The sequence below is a fragment of the Microbacterium sp. SORGH_AS_0862 genome, from assembly GCF_030818795.1.
Lineage (GTDB): Bacteria > Actinomycetota > Actinomycetes > Actinomycetales > Microbacteriaceae > Microbacterium.
In genome coordinates this window covers 402,375-420,810 of record NZ_JAUTAY010000001.1, presented here as the reverse complement: position 1 = coordinate 420,810, position 18,436 = coordinate 402,375, and the positions used below count along the sequence as shown (strand labels likewise).

Annotated in this window: 16 protein-coding genes and 1 pseudogene; 10 read left to right on the top strand and 7 right to left on the bottom strand. The window is 70.5% G+C overall.

Going from position 1 to position 18,436, the window contains the following annotated elements; all coding sequences use genetic code 11:
* Position 1: 1 nt before the first annotated feature.
* A pseudogene (locus tag QE377_RS02050) lies at positions 2 to 1,118 on the bottom strand (acyltransferase family protein).
* 85 nt (positions 1,119 to 1,203) lie between these two features.
* On the opposite strand from QE377_RS02050, the gene QE377_RS02045 reads away from it, so the two are divergent.
* The 3 genes from QE377_RS02045 to QE377_RS02035 all read left to right on the top strand — a co-directional run bounded on the left by QE377_RS02045 (position 1,204) and on the right by QE377_RS02035 (position 4,061).
* Positions 1,204 to 2,103 (top strand): alpha/beta fold hydrolase, encoded by a 900-nt coding sequence (locus QE377_RS02045; protein WP_307325827.1) that lies wholly within the window; start codon positions 1,204 to 1,206, stop codon positions 2,101 to 2,103.
* Positions 2,104 to 2,214: 111 nt separating this feature from the next.
* Positions 2,215 to 3,417, top strand: a complete 1,203-nt coding sequence (locus QE377_RS02040) for an LLM class flavin-dependent oxidoreductase (protein WP_307325824.1) — start codon at positions 2,215 to 2,217, stop codon at positions 3,415 to 3,417.
* A complete protein-coding gene (locus QE377_RS02035) occupies positions 3,417 to 4,061 on the top strand; it encodes an FMN reductase (RefSeq protein WP_307319218.1) in 645 nt (214 codons plus the stop codon). The genes QE377_RS02040 and QE377_RS02035 overlap by 1 nt, the downstream gene beginning before the upstream one ends.
* A 28-nt stretch (positions 4,062 to 4,089) precedes the next feature.
* Here the strand turns inward: QE377_RS02035 and QE377_RS02030 are convergent, their stop codons facing one another.
* On the bottom strand, positions 4,090 to 4,683 hold the full coding sequence (locus tag QE377_RS02030; protein ID WP_307319215.1) for a DedA family protein: 594 nt from the start codon (positions 4,681 to 4,683) through the stop codon (positions 4,090 to 4,092).
* Positions 4,684 to 4,822: 139 nt separating this feature from the next.
* Between QE377_RS02030 and QE377_RS02025 the strand changes: the two genes are divergently transcribed.
* On the top strand, positions 4,823 to 6,787 hold the full coding sequence (locus QE377_RS02025; protein WP_307319213.1) for a GDSL-type esterase/lipase family protein: 1,965 nt from the start codon (positions 4,823 to 4,825) through the stop codon (positions 6,785 to 6,787).
* 19 nt (positions 6,788 to 6,806) lie between these two features.
* Here the strand turns inward: QE377_RS02025 and QE377_RS02020 are convergent, their stop codons facing one another.
* From QE377_RS02020 to QE377_RS02010, 3 genes are read right to left on the bottom strand one after another with little or no spacing between them, the layout of a single operon-like run.
* The gene (locus QE377_RS02020) at positions 6,807 to 7,973 is read right to left on the bottom strand and encodes a transglycosylase (RefSeq protein ID WP_307319210.1); all 1,167 of its coding nucleotides are present in this window, start codon (positions 7,971 to 7,973) and stop codon (positions 6,807 to 6,809) included.
* 45 nt (positions 7,974 to 8,018) lie between these two features.
* Entirely contained in the window at positions 8,019 to 8,699 is a 681-nt protein-coding gene (locus QE377_RS02015) for a response regulator (protein WP_307319208.1), read from the bottom strand.
* Positions 8,696 to 9,952, bottom strand: a complete 1,257-nt coding sequence (locus QE377_RS02010) for an ATP-binding protein (protein WP_307319205.1) — start codon at positions 9,950 to 9,952, stop codon at positions 8,696 to 8,698. The genes QE377_RS02015 and QE377_RS02010 overlap by 4 nt, the downstream gene beginning before the upstream one ends.
* 106 nt (positions 9,953 to 10,058) lie before the next feature.
* Here QE377_RS02010 and QE377_RS02005 point away from each other — a divergent pair, with 106 nt between their 5' ends.
* Positions 10,059 to 11,471: a cation:dicarboxylate symporter family transporter gene (locus QE377_RS02005; RefSeq protein ID WP_307319202.1), complete on the top strand. Its 1,413-nt coding sequence runs from the start codon at positions 10,059 to 10,061 to the stop codon at positions 11,469 to 11,471.
* Between the two features lie 56 nt (positions 11,472 to 11,527).
* On the opposite strand, the gene QE377_RS02000 is transcribed toward QE377_RS02005, so the two are convergent.
* The gene (locus tag QE377_RS02000; protein ID WP_307319201.1) at positions 11,528 to 11,731 is read right to left on the bottom strand and encodes a hypothetical protein; all 204 of its coding nucleotides are present in this window, start codon (positions 11,729 to 11,731) and stop codon (positions 11,528 to 11,530) included.
* A gap of 331 nt (positions 11,732 to 12,062) precedes the next feature.
* Here QE377_RS02000 and QE377_RS01995 point away from each other — a divergent pair, with 331 nt between their 5' ends.
* The 3 genes from QE377_RS01995 (at position 12,063) to QE377_RS01985 (ending at position 16,249) form a co-directional block, all read left to right on the top strand.
* Complete coding sequence (locus QE377_RS01995) at positions 12,063 to 14,342, top strand: polyribonucleotide nucleotidyltransferase (RefSeq protein WP_307319199.1); 2,280 nt, start codon at positions 12,063 to 12,065, stop codon at positions 14,340 to 14,342.
* Positions 14,343 to 14,807: 465 nt separating this feature from the next.
* Positions 14,808 to 15,587 (top strand): aldo/keto reductase, encoded by a 780-nt coding sequence (locus tag QE377_RS01990; protein WP_307319197.1) that lies wholly within the window; start codon positions 14,808 to 14,810, stop codon positions 15,585 to 15,587.
* Positions 15,588 to 15,646: 59 nt separating this feature from the next.
* Entirely contained in the window at positions 15,647 to 16,249 is a 603-nt protein-coding gene (locus QE377_RS01985; protein WP_137416556.1) for a histidine phosphatase family protein, read from the top strand.
* A gap of 426 nt (positions 16,250 to 16,675) precedes the next feature.
* Here QE377_RS01985 and QE377_RS01980 read toward each other — a convergent pair whose 3' ends face one another.
* Positions 16,676 to 17,143: a GNAT family N-acetyltransferase gene (locus tag QE377_RS01980; RefSeq protein ID WP_307319195.1), complete on the bottom strand. Its 468-nt coding sequence runs from the start codon at positions 17,141 to 17,143 to the stop codon at positions 16,676 to 16,678.
* Between the two features lie 37 nt (positions 17,144 to 17,180).
* Here QE377_RS01980 and dapB point away from each other — a divergent pair, with 37 nt between their 5' ends.
* Together dapB and QE377_RS01970 are read left to right on the top strand one after the other, a co-directional pair.
* Positions 17,181 to 17,993, top strand: coding sequence for a 4-hydroxy-tetrahydrodipicolinate reductase (dapB, locus tag QE377_RS01975; RefSeq protein WP_307319193.1), 813 nt, complete (start codon positions 17,181 to 17,183; stop codon positions 17,991 to 17,993).
* Complete coding sequence (locus QE377_RS01970) at positions 17,990 to 18,436, top strand: hypothetical protein (protein WP_307319191.1); 447 nt, start codon at positions 17,990 to 17,992, stop codon at positions 18,434 to 18,436. Before dapB ends, QE377_RS01970 begins: the two co-directional genes overlap by 4 nt.

Genomic DNA, 18,436 nt, shown 5'->3' with positions numbered 1-18,436 from the left:
TTCAGCGGCGCTCGGGAGCGCGGCGCGAGCCGGTCGGGTCGCTGCGGTGCCCCTCGCGGCGTGCGAGGGTGCGGTCGGCGAACAGCCACGACCACCGCGGCTCGACGAGGGGGCGGAACACCCGGCGCACCGGCGCCGTCGCGAGTCCCAACGCGATGAGCACGGATGCGGCGCAGACCACCGGCAGCCAGAACCAGGTCGGGTCGAGTCCGCGCAGCACGCCCGACTCCCGGAACGGGTAGAGCACGAAGGAGTGCAGCAGGTACACGTACATCGTGTACTGCCCGAACGGCGTCCACCAGGCGGCCCGCCTCGGAACGAGAGTGAGGAAGGCGGCGGTCAGCACCAGGGCGATCGCCATGAGCGCGAGCCGGATGCCGCCGGCCCACCACTGCTCGCCGCCCAGGTCGGAGTAGGCGTCCTCGTAGAAGAGCCACGTGCGCAGATCGATCGCCCGCCAGACGTCGATGAAGATCCACGCGACCGCGCCGGCGATCACCAGCACCGCCGCGGCGGCGACGCGGCTCCACCACGGCCGGGCCAGCAGCGAGAAGCGCTCGACGATGTCGTGCTCGCGCAGCCACCAGCCGAGGGTGAAGAAGAACAGCAGCCCCATCGTGCGCGACAGTGACAGCGTGGAGTCGATGTTCGGCAGATAGCCCACGCCGATCGACACCAGCAACGTCCACAGCAGCGGCCAGCGCAGGAGGGCGAGGTAGGGCAGGACGACGCGGAACATCCCGAGCGCGAGCAGGAACCAGAGCGTCCACGAGGGCTGCGTCGGGTTCGGATTGGCGGGCGCCCTCCACGAGGAACTTGGTGAACGTCCAGAGGGTCTCGAAGATGAGGTAGGGCAGCAGGATGTCGGTGATGACGCGGGCCATCTGACGCTTGCCCGGAACGCCCGCCTTCGAGAAGTAACCCGAGATGACCGCGAAGGCCGGCATGTGGAACGCATAGACGACGAGGTAGAGCGCGAGGGCCGCATCCGAGTCGTAGATGAGTCGCTGCGTGGCGTGCCCGAGCACGACCAGGACGATCGACGCGAAGCGCGCATTGTCCCAGAACGGCACCCGGCGCTTCGGGCGCGCGGGCGCGGGGGTCGGCGGAAGGCTCATCGCGTGCGACCCTACCGGTGCGCGTGGTGCGCCCGTCGCCCGTTCGCGGAGGCAGTAGGGTGTGGCCACCGGTGAGGGGGTGTCGATGGTCGTGCGTGAGGATGCTGCCTGGCAGGACCGATCTCTCGGCGACGTGGACTGGCAGGTGTTCCCGCCGGATGCCGTGCGCGACGCCGTCGCCGCGCCGTCGGGGTCGTTGGCCCGCGTCTCGCTCGGCCCCGCGGACGGCCCCAGGGTGCTGCTCGTTCCCGGGGTGACCGGGTCGAAGGAGGACTTCGTGCTGGTCATGCCGCTGCTCGCCGCAGCCGGCTACCGCGTCGAGTCCTACGATCTGGCGGGTCAGTACGAATCCGCTGCGGCGGGGCCGGAGAATCTCGTGCCGCCCCGGCGGCACTACGACTACCCGCTGTTCGTGGACGACATGATCGCGGTGCTCGAGACCGGATCCGCCCCCGTGCACGTGCTGGGGTACAGCTTCGCCGGCCTCGTCGCCCAGCTTGCGCTCGTCGCGCGCCCCGACCTGTTCGCGACCCTCGCGCTCGTGACCTGCCCGCCGGCCACGGGACAGGTCTTCCGCGGCGTCAAGCGCATCGGACGCCTCTCGGACGCGGCGGGGCCGCGCGCGGGCGCCGGCCTGATGCTGTGGGGGATCCGCAACAACCTCAACCGCGTGCCGCCGGGACGACTCCGTTTCGTGCGCGAGCGGTTCGCATTGACCCGCCGCTCGAGCGTGACCGACATCGTGGGCCTCATGATGGCGATGCCGGATGTCACGGCCGCCGTCGCAAGCCTCGATCTGCCCAAGCTCGTCGCCACCGGCACGCACGACCTGTGGCCCGAGTCCGAGTACCGCGACTACGCGTCGCGGATCGGCGCGCGGGCCGTCGTCTACGACACCGGCCATTCTCCGAGCGAGACGGTGCCCCACCAACTGAGCAGGGATCTGCGTCATCTGTACGAATCGGCGTCCGGTCGCCGGGAATAACCTCGACCCCGACGCGTTATAGGGGATATATTCAATCGCATAGAAACGGATGCGGGCACGCATCCGGGAAGCGGAAGAGGAATCGTGAGCGAGAACACCACCTGGCCGGGAATGCAGTTCGGCATCTTCACGGTCTCGGACATCACCCAGGACCCGGTGTCGGGTCACACCCCGAGCGAAGCGGAGCGCATCCGCAACACCATCACGATCGCCAAGCACGCCGAGGAGGTGGGCCTGGACGTCTTCGCCCTCGGCGAGCACCACAACCCGCCCTTCTGGTCGTCGTCGCCCACCACGACGCTCGCCGCGATCGCCGCGCAGACCGAGCGACTGCTCGTGTCGACCGCCACGACGCTCATCACCACGAACGACCCGGTGAAGATCGCCGAGGACTTCGCGATGCTGCAGCACGTCTCGAACGGCCGCACCGACATCATGCTCGGCCGTGGCAACACCGGCCCCGTGTACCCCTGGTTCGGCAAGGACATCCGTCAGGGTCTGCCCATCGCGCTGGAGAACTACGCCCTGCTGCACAAGCTGTGGCGCGAGGACGTCGTGGACTGGGAGGGCAAGTTCCGCACCCCGCTGCAGGGCTTCACCGCCACGCCGCGCCCCCTCGACGGCGTGCCCCCCTTCGTGTGGCACGGCTCGATCCGCACGCCGGAGGTCGCCGAGCAAGCCGCGTACTACGGTGACGGCTTCTTCGCGAACAACATCTTCTGGCCGGCTGAGCACTACCAGCGCCTGATCGCGCTGTACCGCCAGCGTTACGCACACTACGGACACGGAACCCCCGAGCAGGCGATCGTCGGCCTCGGCGGGCAGGTGTTCATGCGCGCGAACTCGCAGGACGCCGTCAACGAGTTCCGTCCGTACTTCGACAACGCCCCCGTCTACGGACACGGCCCGTCGATGGAGGACTTCACGCAGATGACACCCCTCACCGTCGGCTCGCCCCAGCAGGTCATCGACCGCTACGCCGGTATGCGCGACCTGTTCGGCGACTACCAGCGCCAGCTGTTCCTCATGGACCACGCCGGCCTGCCCCTGAAGATCGTGCTCGAGCAGCTCGACATCCTGGGTGGCGAGGTCGTGCCCGTGCTTCGCAAGGAGCTCGCGAAGAACCGTCCCGCCGAGGTGCCGGACGCGCCCACCCACGAGAACCTGGTGCGCAAGATGTACGGCGACGCCGAGCCGCGTCAGGCGACCCCGCGCGCCAACCGCGGTGACAACCTGACCTCGGGTTCGCCCTACCAGGACACCCCGCAGCCCGTCGGTGCCGCCTTCGGTGCGGCCGCCACGCGGAGCGCCTGATGAGCACCCGTCGTATCGCCGTCGTCTCGGCGGGCCTGTCGAACCCGTCGTCGACGCGGATGCTGGCCGACCGCCTGCTCGCCGCCACGGCGCGCGAGCTGGCGGAGCGCGATATCGAGATCACCGCCGACGTGTTCGAGCTGCGCGACTACGCGCACGACATCACGAACAACCTGCTCACCGGATTCGCGCCCACGGCACTGGAGACGATGATCAACACGGTGGTGTCGGCTGACGCGCTCATCGTCGTGACGCCGATCTTCTCCACCAGCTACTCGGGACTCTTCAAGTCGTTCATCGACGTGCTCGACCCCGATGCGCTGCGCGGCAAGCCGGTACTCATCGGAGCGAACGCGGGCACCGCCCGCCACTCGCTGGCGATCGACTACGCGATCCGCCCGCTGTTCGCCTACCTCCACGCGGATGCGGTCTCCACCGGCGTGTTCGCGGCCTCGGCCGACTGGGGTGGCAGCGGAGACCAGGTCGCGACGCTTTCCAGCCGTGTGGACAAGGGGGCGTGCGAGCTGGCCGAGGCCATCGCCCGTCGCAGCCCCGTCGTCGACGCCGACCCGTTCGACCCGGCGAACTACCTCGGGGAGGGCCGTTCGTTCGGCCACCTGCTCGGAGGTCTCTCGGGGGAGTGACATCTCCTCATCGAGTGAGGGCGCCGCGTCACCGCGGCGCCCTCACTCGTCTCGCGGCGACCGCATCCACGGCGAAGCCCAGGCCCAACGCGAGCACGATGGAGACGATCACCGCGACGACGGGACCGCCGGGCACGATGGCGCCAACCGCCGCGCCGATCAGGCTCTGGTAGGCCGCCCAGCCCAGCGCCGCGAGTCCGCACGCGCCCAGGAACCTCGCCGGCCGCACGCGTGTGGCCCCCGCCGTGAGTGTGACGGCGACGCGCGCGAACGGGATGAAGCGCGCGGTGAACACGACCGTCGCGGCGCTGCGCTGCAGGCGCCCCCGCGCCCATGCGAACGCCGCCGCGACGCGGGGATGCCGCATCCAGCGCCAGCGCTCGATCCCGACCGTGCGCCCCAGCAGGTATCCCGCGGCGTCTCCCGCGAATGCTGCGGCGGCCGCGACGGCGACGACCGCGACGATCGGGGGCCGGCCGGTCGACACCGCCAGCGCGCCCATGGCCGTCACCGCGACCTCGCCCGGGATCACCACCAGGAGCGCGTCGGCGAACACGAGCAGGGCCATGAGCGGCAACGCCCACGGACTCGATGCGAGATCGGTCAGGAAAGGCTCCGCCACCGGTGAAGCATCCCAGCGGCGGGTGAACGGCGACCCAACGGGGCACGTCCGGTGACGAGCCGTGGTGCATCGGGTGAACTCTCGACGATCCACCCGGGTTCACGGCATTCGGGCGCGGCTCCGGGAGCACCCTGGTCTCGTGAGAGTCGCGCTGATCGCCGAGTCCTACCTTCCGCACATGAACGGGGTGACCGGCTCCGTCCTGCAGGTGCTCCGCCACCTCGCCGCCGACGGTCACGAGACGCTCGTGATCGCCCCTCGCTCCACCGAGTCCGTCGACGCGGTCGCCGCCTCCCGCACCGAGCTGCTCGCGTCGCTCCCGCTGCCGTCGTACCCGCAGGTGCGGGTCGTCTTCGCACGGGTCGCGCGCATCGCGGCGATCCTCCGCGAGTTCCGCCCCGACGTGGTCCACCTCGCGTCGCCCTTCGTGCTGGGGTGGCAGGGCGTGAACGCCGCCGAGTCGCTGCGCACCGCATCCGTCGCGATCTACCAGACCGATGTCGTCGCCTACGCGGAGCGCTACCGGATGCCGCAGGCTGCGGCGCTCGCCGCCGGGCACGTCGCACGGCTCCACCGCCGGGCGACCCTCACTTTGGCGCCCTCGACCCCGTCGGTCGCGCAGCTGGAGCGGATGGGAGTGGATCGCCTGCGGATGTGGGCGCGTGGCGTGGATGGCGAGCGATTCCGGCCGGAACGTCGGAGCGAGCAGTTCCGCCGACGCGTCGCACCGGGCGAGCACATCATCGGCTACGTCGGGCGCCTCGCCCCGGAGAAGCAGGTGGAGGATCTCGCGGTGCTGGCGGGGGTCGAAGGTGCGCGGCTGGTGATCGTCGGAGACGGTCCGTCCCGGGCCCAGCTCGAGCGACAGCTCCCCGGCGCGGTGTTCCTCGGGCATCTCGGGGGCGCCGAGCTCGCAGAGGCGATGGCGTCGTTCGACGTCTTCGTCCACCCCGGCGAGAGCGAGACCTTCGGCCAGACGATCCAGGAGGCCCACGCGAGCGGCGTCCCGGTCGTCGCCACGGGGACGGGCGGACCGGTGGACCTCGTGCGCTCGAGCATCGACGGATGGCTCTACCGCCCCGGCGACCTCGCCGACCTCCGCGCTCGCGTCGGTGACCTGCTGGGTGACGACGCGAAGCGTCAGGCCTTCTCGGTCGCCGCACGCGACGCGGTCGCCGAGCGCACCTGGGCGTCGCTGTACGGTCAGCTCCTCGGGCACTACGACGAAGCACGGGAACTGCGCCGGATCGACGATCGGCTCCTGGCCCGCGGCGAGACTCGTCCCGCTATGCCTGCGCTGCTTCCCGCGCCGCGCCGGTGGGCGAGGTTCGTCGCGCTCGGCGACTCGCTCACCGAGGGCCTGTGCGACACCTCACGCGCCCCTCACGGTCAGTATCGCGGCTGGGCCGATCGTCTGGCGCCGCTGCTGGCGCAGCAGCACCGCGGTCGCGAGCCCTTCCGCTACGCCAATCTCGCGGTCCGCTCGCGTCGCGTGCGCGATCTCACGACGACGCAGATCCCGCGGGCGCTCGAGCTGCGCCCCGACCTCGTCTCGATCCTCATGGGCGCGAACGACCTCGTCGGTCACGGCGCGGCCCCGCGCGCGCTCGCCGCCGAACTGGAGGAGGGCGTCGTGGCGCTGCGGGCGGCGGGCTGCGACGTTCTCCTGGTCACACCTTTCCTGCCCCACCGTCGGGCCGCGGGACTGTTCGCGCGCCGGTTCGCCCAGTACGCCTCGGAGCTTCGCCGCATCGCTCGTGTCCACGGCTGCATGCTCCTCGACCTGGACGCGCTGCCCGAGATCGGTGCGCTGGAGATGTGGGCCGACGACAAGGTCCACCTGCGTTCACGGGGTCACCGCTTCCTCGCGTATCGCGCCGCGGAGGTGTTGGGCATCCCGGATGCGGAGGCTCTGGGCGACCTGGACGCGGCCCTCCACGACGACGAGCCCGCTGCGGGCGGCTGGCTGCGTCGCGATGCGCTGCCCTGGCTGTGGCGTCGAATGCGGGGGCGCACCGCCGGTGACGGCCTGGATGCCAAGCACGACGACTTTGTCGAGATGCCCGGCGCCGGGCGCTCCCGCCGCGCGTCCTCGTCTGCCTGAGCGCGCAGAAGCGAGGCGCTCAGTACCAGCCGGTGGCCTGGGAATGGCCCCACGCTCCGCAGGGGGAGCCGTAGCGGTCCGAGATGTACGACAGGCCCCAATTGATCTGCGTGGCGGCGTTCGTGCGCCAGTCGGCCCCTGCGGTCGCCATCTTGCCGCCGGGCAGCGCCTGCGGAATGCCGTAGGCACCGCTCGAGGGGTTGAGTGCATCGGCGCGCCAGCCGGACTCGCGGTTCCACAGTGACACGAGACACTCGAACTGGTCCTGCCCCCAGCCGTAGGAGCCGATCGCGCCGCGCGCGTACTCCCTGGCCCCCGCGGGGTCGACGACGACGGCACCGCCCGCGGGAGGGGTGGGTACGGGCGGCGCGGGGGGCGCAGGAGAGCCGGGTGACGGGGATGTGGGTGCCGGATTCGCCGGTTGTGCCGCCACCTGACTCGCCAACCGGTACCGGCGCTCCAGATCGGCCGTCGTGCCTTTGAGTGTCGCCAACTGCGCGTAGAGAGTGTCGGCCTGCGTGGTGAGCTCCGTGACCGCCGCGGCCTCCGCGTCGGCGGCGGACTGCGCGTCGGCGGCGGCGCGCTCGGCCGCCGCGGCGGCGTCCTCGCGTGCGACATGTGCGGCGGTGGCCTGGTCGTCGAGCGCCGCCAAGACCTGCGCCGCGCCCTGCACCTGCGCCGCACGGCCGGCCCAGGCCGTTCCCATCGTCTCGAGAAGCCCGAGACGATCGAGCAGGTCGTCCGGGTCGGCGGCGGTCAGCAGTCGGGCGACGAGGGGACCGTCGGACTGCAGCCGGTACATGGAGGACGCGAGTGCGCCCGTGCGAGCGCGCTGCGCCTCGGCCTCCGTCCGGGCGGCGTCCACCTGCGCATCGAGTGCAGCGGAACGCTGCGCGGCGTCGTCCGCGCGTCGGCGGGCGTCCTCTGCGACGCGCGCCGCATCCAGCGCTGCGGTGGCGGAGGCTGCACTGCGGTCCTGCGCGGCGTCGAGCTCGGCCTCGATGCGGGCGACGAGCTCGGCGGCGGCGGCCCGGTTGTCGCGTGCGTTCTGCACGTCGTTCCACGAAGGGGTGTCGGCAGCCTGGGCGGGTGCGCCGGACCCGGCGAACAGCGCAACGATCGTGACGGCGACAGCGAGCGCGGCCGGGCGCAACGCCCGCGGGCGTTGCGTGCGCTCGACGGTCATGCGGAACACGCTATTGCGTCACAGGCATCACACCAACCCCACGAGTCACACGGACCAGCGGTACTCGCTCTCGGGGCGGCCCGGGCGACCGTGGCGCGCACGTCGCTCGGCGGCACCGATCTCCACGAGGTGCTCCAGGTAGCGGCGCGCCGAGACGCGCGACAGACCCAGCAGACGTGCCGTCTCGACGGCCGAGAGCGCGTCACCCTTGCGCAGCGCCCGGCCCACCGCGTCCAGCGTGTCCGGCGAGATGCCCTTGGGCGTGACCGGGATGGGAGCCGTGCGACCGGCCCCGAGCAGCGCATCGATCTCGGCCTGCGTCGCCGGTCCGCGCGGAGCCCGCAGCTCGCGGGCCTGTGCGTACTGCTCGAGCCGCTCCCGGAACACGCCGAAGGTGAAGGGTTTCACGAGGTATTGCACGACCCCGAGGCTGGCAGTGGCCCGCACGGTCTCGGCGTCGCGCACGCTGGTCACCGCGATCACGTCCACCGTGCTGCCCGCGGCGCGGATGCGGCGCAGCACATCCAGCCCGCTCCCGTCCGGCATGGTCATATCCAGCAGCACGAGGTCGACGACGGGCCTCGGCGCAGGCCCGATGAGCGCGCGCAGCGCGGCCGACGCTCCCGCGCACAGTCCGCTCACCTCGAAGCCGTCCAGGCGCCCGACGTACTGTCCGTGCAGCTCGAGGGTCAACGCGTCGTCGTCGACGACCAGGACCTGGATCATGCCCGCCCCTTCAGCAGCACCTCGAAGCGGCTCGGATCGGCGTCGTCGATGCGGATGCTGCCGCCCGCCGCCGTCACGATGTCCTGAACGAGGGCCAGGCCCACGCCGCGACCCTCCGCCCCCGCGGGCTTCGTGCTGAATCCCATCTCGAACACCCTCTCGCGCATCTCCGCGGGGACTCCGGCGCCCGAGTCGGTCACCGTGAGCATCAGGTCTCGCCCCGACCGCGTCATCGTGAAATCGACGGTGCGCGGCGGGGGGCCGGCGGCCGCCGCATCCACGGCGTTGTCGAGCAGGTTACCCACGACCGTGACGGCGTCGACGGCGGAGAGCACCGAGCGGGGTGCGTCGGGAGCGATCTGCGTGCGCAGGAGCACCCCGCGTTCGGCCGCCTGCGACACCTTGCCGAGTACCAGGGCGCCCACGGTGGCGTCGCCGTCGGTGCGCGCCGTGACCTGATCGACCAGCTCCTGCGAGGCCTGGGCGGAGTCGGTGAGCAGAGCGATCGCCTCTTCGCGCCGATCCATCTCGAGCAGGGCGACGGCGGTATGGATGCGGTTGCCGTGCTCGTGCGTCTGCGCTCGCAGCGCCTCGCCGAGGGTGCGCATCGACTCGGCGCTCGAGAGCGTGTCGCGGATCTCGGATGCGGCCAGATCGCCCGTCACGCGCCGCGCCTGGCCGCGCGCGAGCACGGCGCCGACCAGACCCGCGGCCAGCACGATGAGCGCGACCGCCAGCGCGAACGGCAGCCGGGCAGCGATCCCGTCGCCGATGCTGCCCAGCGTCACCCCCGCCGACACCCACCCCACGACCTCGTCGCCTTCGGTGACCGGGGCGATCGTACGAACGGATGGGCCCAGCGTCCCCGCACGTTCCTCGGTGAGAGATTCGGGGGCTGCGGGGATCGTCCCGATGTAGCGCTCGCCGATTCGGGCGGGATCCCGGTGGGTGAACCGCACGCCGTCGGGCGACATGATCGTCACGAAGTCGAGGTCGCTGGCGGCCATGACCGACTCCGCGAACGGCTGGAGGACGGCGGAGGGGTCCTCGGAGGTGACGCCGCTTCGAACGAACGGATCCTCGGCGAGGGTGCGCGCGACGATCTGCGTCACGCGCTCCGCCTCCGCACGCTCCGCGCGCTGCGCGTCCAGCACGAGCACCGCGCTGAGCGTCGCCGCCGCCGCGACAGCAGCGGCGGCGATCAGCAGGAACAGGCGCGTGGCCGCGCTCGTCGGGAACTTCGTCGGTCTCACCGCATCCTCCGTGATCAATACGACCACAACTCGACCCCGTCCGTCAGCGGGGACGAAGGTACGAGCGTGGCCACGACGAGGCGGCCCGATCGAGAAGGAGACGACGATGGCTCTGCGACTTCCCCGCACGACGACGGTGACCCTGCCGCGGCTGACAGGCCGCCCCGGTCGCAAGAAATGGGACAAGCACACCTGGCTGTACGTCTCGGTGATCATCGCGGTGGTCGCCGGCGCCGTGGTCGGGCTGGTCTTCCCCGAGTTCGCAGTAGGCCTGAAGCCGCTGGGGACCGCGTTCGTGTCGCTGATCACGATGATGATCGCCCCCATCATCTTCTGCACGATCGTGGTGGGCGTGGGCTCGATCGCCAAGGCGGCGACCGTCGGCAAGATCGGCGGGCTTGCCCTGGTCTACTTCCTCGGCATGTCGACCTTCGCACTGGCGATCGGCCTCGTGGTCGGCAACATCATCCACCCGGGCGAGGGACTGGACATGTCCGGCTCCACCTACCAGGCGACGGGCGAGGCGACCTCGACGGTCGACTTCCTGCTGCACATCGTGCCCGAGTCCTTCTTCGCGGCGTTCACCGGCGGCAGCGTGCTGCAGGTGCTCTTCATCGCGCTCCTCGTCGGCTTCGCGCTGCAGGGGCTGGGGGAGAAGGGCAAGCCGATCATGACGGCGGTCACCCACCTGCAGACGCTCGTGTTCCGCATCCTGGGCATGATCCTCTGGCTCGCTCCCGTCGGCGCATTCGGTGCCATCGCCGCCGTCGTCGGCTCGACCGGCGTCGCCGCGATCCTCGGGCTCGGTCTTCTGATGGTGGCCTTCTACATCACGTGCTTCGTCTTCATCGCCGGCGTGCTGGGCTCGCTGCTGTACGCGGTCGCACGGGTGAACATCTTCTCGCTCATGAAGTACCTCGGCCGTGAGTACCTGCTGATCGTGGGGACGTCGTCCTCGGAGTCCGCGCTGCCCCGGCTCATCGCGAAGATGGAGCACCTCGGCGTCTCGAAGCCCGTCGTGGGCATCACGGTTCCCACCGGCTACTCCTTCAACCTCGACGGCACGGCGATCTACCTCACGATGGCCTCGCTGTTCATCGCGACGGGCATGGGTGCTCCGATGTCCATCCCGGAGCAGATCGGCCTCCTCGTGTTCATGATCATCGCCTCGAAGGGCGCAGCGGGCGTCACGGGCGCGGGTCTCGCGACCCTCGCGGCGGGGCTCCAGACCTACCGCCCCGACCTGGTCGGCGGTGTGGGGGTCATCGTCGGCATCGACCGTTTCATGTCGGAGGGGCGTGCGGTCACCAACTTCACCGGCAACGCGGTGGCGACCGTGCTGATCGGCACCTGGACCCGGCAGATCGACAAGGCGCGGGTGCGCGAGGTGCTCTCCGGCGCCCGCCCGTTCGACGAGTCCACGCTGACCGGCGGACACGGTGCGGATGCGGGGGAGAAGGCGCCCGCCGCAGAGGGGGTGGATACGGCCCCGAAGCCGATGGCGACCACTGCCCACTGAGACACGCAGAGAGAGGGCCCCGGCACGCGATGCGTGCCGGGGCCCTCTCTTCCGTCTCAGCCCTCGATGCCCTGCTCGAACCCGTCGAAACGTATCTCGCGCTCGAGCTGCGCCTGCAACTGCGCCTCTTCGCGCGGGTCCGGCGTCTCCGGGGTGCCGTCGAGCAGACCGTCCTCGACCAGCTGCTCCTCGCCGGAGGCTGCGGGCTCGGTGCCCGGCTCGGCGTCGCGGTCGGAGCCGGGGGTGGTGTCGTAGGTCATGACCTGTCCTCTCGTCGGTTCCGCTGTCGCGGGTGTGCGTTCCACGATAGGCGGCGCCGACCGGCGTGAGAACGGGTTGCACTGGTAGGCTGAGGCGGATCGCTCTCTGCGATCGCCCAACTCCATACGAGTTCACGGAGCAGGCCGGCGGGAAGCTGGTCCCCTGTGGTGGGTTCCTCGTCGTGCGTCGCACGCCGGGTGGTCTTCTACTGGTGGCCAGCGCAGGCTCTCTGCAGTCATGCCGCGCGCCCATAACCGCAGCCCTGCTCCTTCGCATGTCCGCTCGTCGCCCACACGGGGTGGCGAGCCTAAACAAAGAAGGAGGGACCTCTTGGAAGGTCCGGAAATCACCGCCGCCGAAGCCGTTCTCGACAACGGCCGATTCGGCACCCGCACTGTCCGGTTCGAGACCGGGCGACTGGCGCAGCAGGCACAGGGTGCCGTTGCCGCCTACCTCGACGAGGAGACGATGCTCCTCTCGGCCACGAGCGCCGGGAAGCACCCTCGTGAGGGTTTCGACTTCTTCCCGCTGACCGTCGACGTCGAGGAGCGCTCGTACGCCGCCGGCAAGATCCCCGGTTCGTTCTTCCGCCGGGAGGGTCGCCCCTCGACCGAGGCGATCCTGGTCTGCCGTCTGATCGACCGTCCGCTGCGCCCGTCGTTCGTCGACGGCCTCCGCAACGAGGTCCAGATCGTCGTCACGGTGCTCTCGATCGCGCCGGGCGAGTTCTACGACGCTCTCGCCATCAACGCGGCGTCCCTGTCGACGCAGATCTCGGGTCTGCCGTTCTCCGGTCCCATCGCCGGTGTGCGCCTCGCGCTCATCCCCGGTCACGGCGAGCACGCCGACCAGTGGATCGCCTTCCCGAAGGCCGAGCAGCTGCAGGAGGCCGTCTTCGACCTGATCGTCGCCGGTCGCGTCCTGGAGGACGGCGAAGTCGCGATCATGATGGTCGAGGCCGAGGCCACCGAGCACAGCTGGGACCTCATCAAGGCCGGTGCCACCAAGCCCAGCGAGGAGATCGTCGCGCAGGGTCTCGAGGCCGCCAAGCCCTTCATCAAGGAGCTCGTCGCGGCGCAGAACGTCGTGGCGAACACCGCGGCGAAGGAGATCCAGCCCTACCCGGTCTTCCCGCCCTACAGCCAGGAGACGTACGACTTCGTCGCCGAGCGCGCCTACGACAAGCTCGTCCCGATCTACCAGATCGCCGACAAGCAGGAGCGTCAGAACGCGGACGACGCGGTGAAGGATGCCGTCAAGGCAGAGCTCGTCGCAGCCGTCGAGGCCGAGCAGCTGCCTGCCGCGGCGACGCTCGAGTTCTCCGCAGCGTACAAGTCGGTCACGAAGAAGATCGTGCGCGGTCGCATCCTCGCCGAGGGTGTCCGTATCGACGGACGCGGCCTGGCCGACATCCGTGCGCTCGACGCCGAGGTGCAGGTCATCCCGCGCGTGCACGGTTCGGCGATCTTCCAGCGCGGTGAGACCCAGATCCTGGGCGTCACCACGCTGAACATGCTCAAGATGGAGCAGCAGATCGACTCGCTGAGCCCCACCACGAGCAAGCGCTACATGCACCACTACAACTTCCCGCCCTACTCGACCGGTGAGACCGGCCGCGTGGGTAGCCCGAAGCGTCGCGAGATCGGTCACGGCTTCCTGGCCGAGCGCGCCCTCGTTCCGGTGCTGCCCAGCCGCGAGGAGTTCCCCTACGCGATCCGCCAGGTCTCCGAGGCTCTCGGCTCCAACGGTTCGACGTCCATGGGCTCCGTGTGCGCCTCGACCCTGTCGCTGCTCAACGCCGGTGTGCCGCTGCGCGCGCCTGTCGCGGGTATCGCGATGGGTCTCGTGTCGGATGAGGTCGATGGCCAGACGCGCTACGCCGCGCTGACCGACATCCTCGGTGCCGAGGACGCGCTGGGCGACATGGACTTCAAGGTCGCCGGTACGAGCGAGTTCGTCACGGCGATCCAGCTCGACACGAAGCTCGACGGCATCCCGTCGTCGGTGCTCGCCGCCGCGCTGACGCAGGCCAAGGACGCGCGTCTGACGATCCTCAACGTGCTCAACGCCGCGATCGATGCTCCCGACGAGATGGCGCCCACCGCGCCCCGCGTCATCAGCGTCCAGATCCCCGTCGACAAGATCGGTGAGCTGATCGGCCCGAAGGGCAAGACGATCAACGCGATCCAGGACGAGACCGGTGCGCAGATCTCCATCGAGGAGGACGGCACCGTCTACATCGGCGCGACCGACGGCCCTTCGGCTGAGGCGGCCCGTGCCCAGGTGAACGCGATCGCCAACCCGACCAACCCCGAGGTGGGCGAGCAGTTCCTCGGCACCGTCGTGAAGATCGCCACGTTCGGCGCCTTCATCTCGCTGCTGCCCGGCAAGGACGGCCTGCTGCACGTCAGCGAGGTCCGCAAGCTCGCCGGCGGCAAGCGCGTCGAGAACGTCGACGACGTGCTCAGCGTGGGTCAGAAGCTGCTGGTCAAGATCACGAAGATCGACGACCGCGGCAAGCTGTCGCTCGAGCCCGTGCTCGAAGAGGCTGCGGACCAGGAGGGTCGCGACGCGGCCAACCCCGGTCCGGAGGCTCCCGCAGAGGGCTGATCCCCCGACGCTGCAGAGGCCCCCGTCGCGATATCGCGACGGGGGCCTCTGCCGTTCGCGGGCAGGCCGTGACAAAAGAGTTATGCAATGTTTATCGATCTATCGCCGTGGCGGAATCCGGTGACCGCGCGCTCACTTACTGTCTAAGTACGCGTCGAGCCACGCGGGAGATCCACGGTTTCCGCGTTCCGCGACACGAGAATGCGGAAGGGGTGCGCGTGAGAATCTTCGGAATCGGCACGGCGACGCACCCGGTTGCGCCCACCGACGTGGCAGAGATGCACCCGTCTGCCCCCATCCCCGTGCAGGGCCCCGGCGTCGGCTCCGGTATCCGCATCGATCTCGGTGAGAGCGGCCAGCGCATCTTCCCCCTGATCCTGGGCGGCGCGGAGTTCGGCTGGAACGTCGACATCGACACGAGCCACACGATCCTCGACGCGTACGTGGAGCGCGGGGGGCAACGCCGTGCACACCGCGGACAGCTTTGCGGGCGGACGCAGCGAGCACATCATCGGCGAGTGGCTGCGCAAGCGCCGCGTGCGCGACGACCTCGTGCTCATGACCCGCGTCGGCGCTCATCCCGACCACCCGGGCCTCGGCCCCGTCAACCTGATCCGCTCGGTCGAGGCCTCGCTCGTCCGTCTCGGCACCGATCGCATCGATGTGCTCTACATCGACGGCACCGCAGGAGTGGGATCGCTCGAGAACACGCTCGCCACGCTGGAGTGGCTGATCGAGGCCGGCAAGGTACGGGCCATCGGCGCGTACGGCCTGCGCGCGGAGCAGCTGGTGGAGGCTCGCATCCTCTCGTCGGCCGGACTCCCGCGGTTCACGGTGCTCGACGTACCCTACAACGTGTTGCGTCGGAAGGACTTCGACGGCGACCTGCGACTCGTCGCCGGTGCGCAGGGGGTCGCGGTGACACCCTCGCATCCGCTGGAGCACGGGTTCCTCGCCGGCGCCCGGCGCACACGCGACAAGGCCGTCACCTCGGTCCGAGCGGCCCAGCTGGCTGGCAGCCTCACCAAGCGCGGCAGCCGCACGCTGAAGGCCCTGGACGCGGTGGCGGCGGAGTTCGGTGTGCCGGTGTCGGCGGTCGCGGTGGCGTGGCTGCTCGCCCAGCGGATCGTCGCCGCACCGATCGCGAACGCCTACGCGCCCGATCACGTCGAGGAGGTGCTGCAGGGAGTGGGGCTCCGTCTCACCCGCAGCCAGCTGTCGGAGATCGCGCGCGCGTCGGAGTAGCGGGTTAGGGTGGATGAGACGCCGATGAGGCGTTCGACCTACTCGACGGAGCGACAGGCGTGACTCACTATATCTATCTCGTCCGCCACGGCGAGCATCAGGATGCGGAGCACGGCATCGACGACGGACCGTTGTCGCCGCGTGGCCGCCGCCAGGCTGAGCTGCTGGCCGACCGACTCTCGGGCGTTCCGTTCGATGCCGTCTGGCACTCGCCGCTCGTGCGCGCCGCAGAGACGGCCCGCGCGGTGGCCGAGCGTATGCCGTCGATCACGCCGGAGGCCTCGTCACTGCTGTTCGACTGCGTTCCGACCGGGATGACGGAAGAGACCCCCGCGGTCTTCGAGCCGTTCTTCGGCGGTATCACGGAGGCCGCGGTGGATGCGGGGCGTGCGCAGATGGCCGACGCCCTCGCCGCCTTCCTCGTGCGCAAGCAGGGCGACGTGCACGAGCTGATCATCACGCATAACGCGGTGATCGGGTGGTTCGTGCGCGAGGTGCTGGGCGCGCCCGACTGGCGCTGGATGACGCTCAATCAGGCCAACGCGGGACTCACGGTCATCGCACAGCGCCACGGGCGTCCGTGGACGCTCGTCTCGCACAACGACCTCGCCCACCTGCCGTTCGAGCTGCGCACGGGCCTCCCCGAGGTCCCACCCGTCTGACGCGTCCGGGTCCAGGCCGGATCCTCGGGTCGCCAGGCGTCGACACGGCCCACGGCTGCCCGCCATCCCCAGACCTGGACACGTGAACCGATCCCGGTATCCCGGAAGTTGTTGGGCAGGGATGTGGGCGTGAACGGTGCGTTGGCGGTGACCTGAAGTCCGCCCTCACGGAAGAGCGCCGTGCCCACCAATGCCTGCTCCACGACGGCCAAGCCCGCGACATCCGGGGCCTTCGGGGTGTGGGCGCCGCGCCACGGCAGGACGCCCGCGATGAACGACACCCGGCTGGTCACGCCCGATCGGCGCAGGTCCACCACGTGCAGCGCACCCCAGAGGCCGTCTGTCCGGGGGATCGCGATGACGTCGCCCACCTCGAGGGACACGGTCGTCTTCGGAACGAACGGGAACTCCGAGGGTCGCGCCACGTCACAGCGCCTTGCCGTACCAGCGCGTGGCGTTCTGGTTGTCGTTGTACGGCTCGATGGCGGTGAAACCGCTGCGCGCATAGAGAGAGCCGGCTGCCTCGAGCGAGTGATGGGTGTCGAGCACAAGCTCTGCCGCCCCGAAGCCCCGGGCGCGCTCCTCGAGCTCGGTCACGAGCAGCCGTCCGCCGCCGCTGCCGCGCGCCTCGGGCCGGACGAACAGATGCTTGAGCTCGTAGCGGACGCCCGTGGGCCCGTCGGCGATGCGACGGATGCCGCCGCAACCGATCGCCTCGCCGGCGTCGTCGAAGAGAACGAGGAACACGCCGTTCGGCTCCTCGAAGGCTGCAGGGTCGGGGAACACCGTGCGGTATCCGCCGCCGGGGAACCCCTCCGCGCGGCGGGCGAAGTACAGGGTGAGCAGCTCGTGACTGACGGGGTCGTCTGCGGGAAGGGCACGCAGGGTGGGCATACCGCGAGCGTAGCCGGGGTACGCCTAGGGTGGAGACATGACGACGCGTGTGGCCATCGTGGGAGCAACCGGCAAGCTGGGAAGCATCATCCGCGGCGTGGTCGAGGGCGAAGAGGGCTTCGAGCTCGTCGCCGCTCTCTCGTCGCGAGACGACATCCAGGCCATCGACGATGCGGACCTCGTGATCGACGCCTCGATCCCCGCCATCTCCATCGACGTCGTCCGCGCGGCCATCGAACGCGGCAAGAACGTGCTGATCGGCACGAGCGGGTGGTCGGCGGAGCGCATCGCGCTCGTGCGCCCCCTGGCGGATGCGGCCGACGTGGGCGTCGTGTTCGTCCCGAACTTCTCGCTCGGCTCCGTGATGGGCTCGGCGCTGTCCGCTGCCGCGGCTCCCTTCTTCGATTCCATCGAGATCGTCGAGGCCCACCGGGAGACCAAGATCGACTCGCCCAGCGGAACCGCGGTGCGCACGGCCGAGATGATCGCGGCCGCCCGCCAGGGCACAGGCCCGGTCGAGGCGCCGCACGTCGACCAGCGGGCGCGCGGACAGCAGGTGGCCAGCGTCCCGATCCACTCGCTGCGTCGCCCCGGCGTCGTCGCGCGTCAGGAAGTCATCCTCTCGGGGGCGGGGGAGTCCCTCTCGATCGTCCACGACACGATCGAGCCGGCGTTGGCATACGCCCCCGGCATCCGCATCGCGCTCGCCGCCGCCCGCGACGCCCGTGGCGTGCACGTGGGACTCGACAGCTTCCTCGACATCGGAATCCGCCTGCCCGGAACACGCAGCACAGGCGCCGGGGTGACCGACGGCGCCGCTTCCGGCCAGATCGCTGCGACCACTCCGTGAGCGCGCGCATCGGCGTCGCCGTCATGGTGGCGGCCTTCGCGCTCTACGCCGTGTTCGTGGGCCAGCGCGCCTGGCTGCTCCTGACCAGCGGGATGCCGCTGGGCGTCGCCGCGGGTGTCGCACTGCTGGTCCTGCCGGTCATCGCCGTGTGGGCTGTCGGGCGGGAGCTGTGGTTCGGCGTGCGGGCGCAGGCGCTCGGCCGCCGGCTGGAGGCCGAAGACGCACTGCCCACCGAGGCGCTGGAGACCCGGCCGAGCGGGCGCGTGCTGCGCGATGAGGCGGATGCGGTGTTCCCCGCCTACCGCCACGACGTCGAGGAGGCGCCGGACGACTGGCGCGCCTGGTACCGACTCGGGCTCGCCTACGACGGATCGGGCGACCGGCGTCGCGCTCGCGCCGCGGTGCGCACCGCGATCCGGTTGGAGCGGCGCGACCGCGGCTGA

What these genes read in the sequence shown, in the direction of transcription:
- QE377_RS02000 (WP_307319201.1), bottom strand. Translation starts at nt 11,731, where the DNA reads ATGACCTACGACACCACCCCCGGCTCCGACCGCGACGCCGAGCCGGGC.
- QE377_RS02005 (WP_307319202.1), top strand. Translation starts at nt 10,059, where the DNA reads ATGGCTCTGCGACTTCCCCGCACGACGACGGTGACCCTGCCGCGGCTG.
- QE377_RS02040 (WP_307325824.1), top strand. Translation starts at nt 2,215, where the DNA reads ATGCAGTTCGGCATCTTCACGGTCTCGGACATCACCCAGGACCCGGTG.
- QE377_RS02020 (WP_307319210.1), bottom strand. Translation starts at nt 7,973, where the DNA reads ATGACCGTCGAGCGCACGCAACGCCCGCGGGCGTTGCGCCCGGCCGCG.
- QE377_RS02015 (WP_307319208.1), bottom strand. Translation starts at nt 8,699, where the DNA reads ATGATCCAGGTCCTGGTCGTCGACGACGACGCGTTGACCCTCGAGCTG.
- dapB (WP_307319193.1), top strand. Translation starts at nt 17,181, where the DNA reads ATGACGACGCGTGTGGCCATCGTGGGAGCAACCGGCAAGCTGGGAAGC.
- QE377_RS02045 (WP_307325827.1), top strand. Translation starts at nt 1,204, where the DNA reads ATGGTCGTGCGTGAGGATGCTGCCTGGCAGGACCGATCTCTCGGCGAC.
- QE377_RS01980 (WP_307319195.1), bottom strand. Translation starts at nt 17,143, where the DNA reads ATGCCCACCCTGCGTGCCCTTCCCGCAGACGACCCCGTCAGTCACGAG.
- QE377_RS02035 (WP_307319218.1), top strand. Translation starts at nt 3,417, where the DNA reads ATGAGCACCCGTCGTATCGCCGTCGTCTCGGCGGGCCTGTCGAACCCG.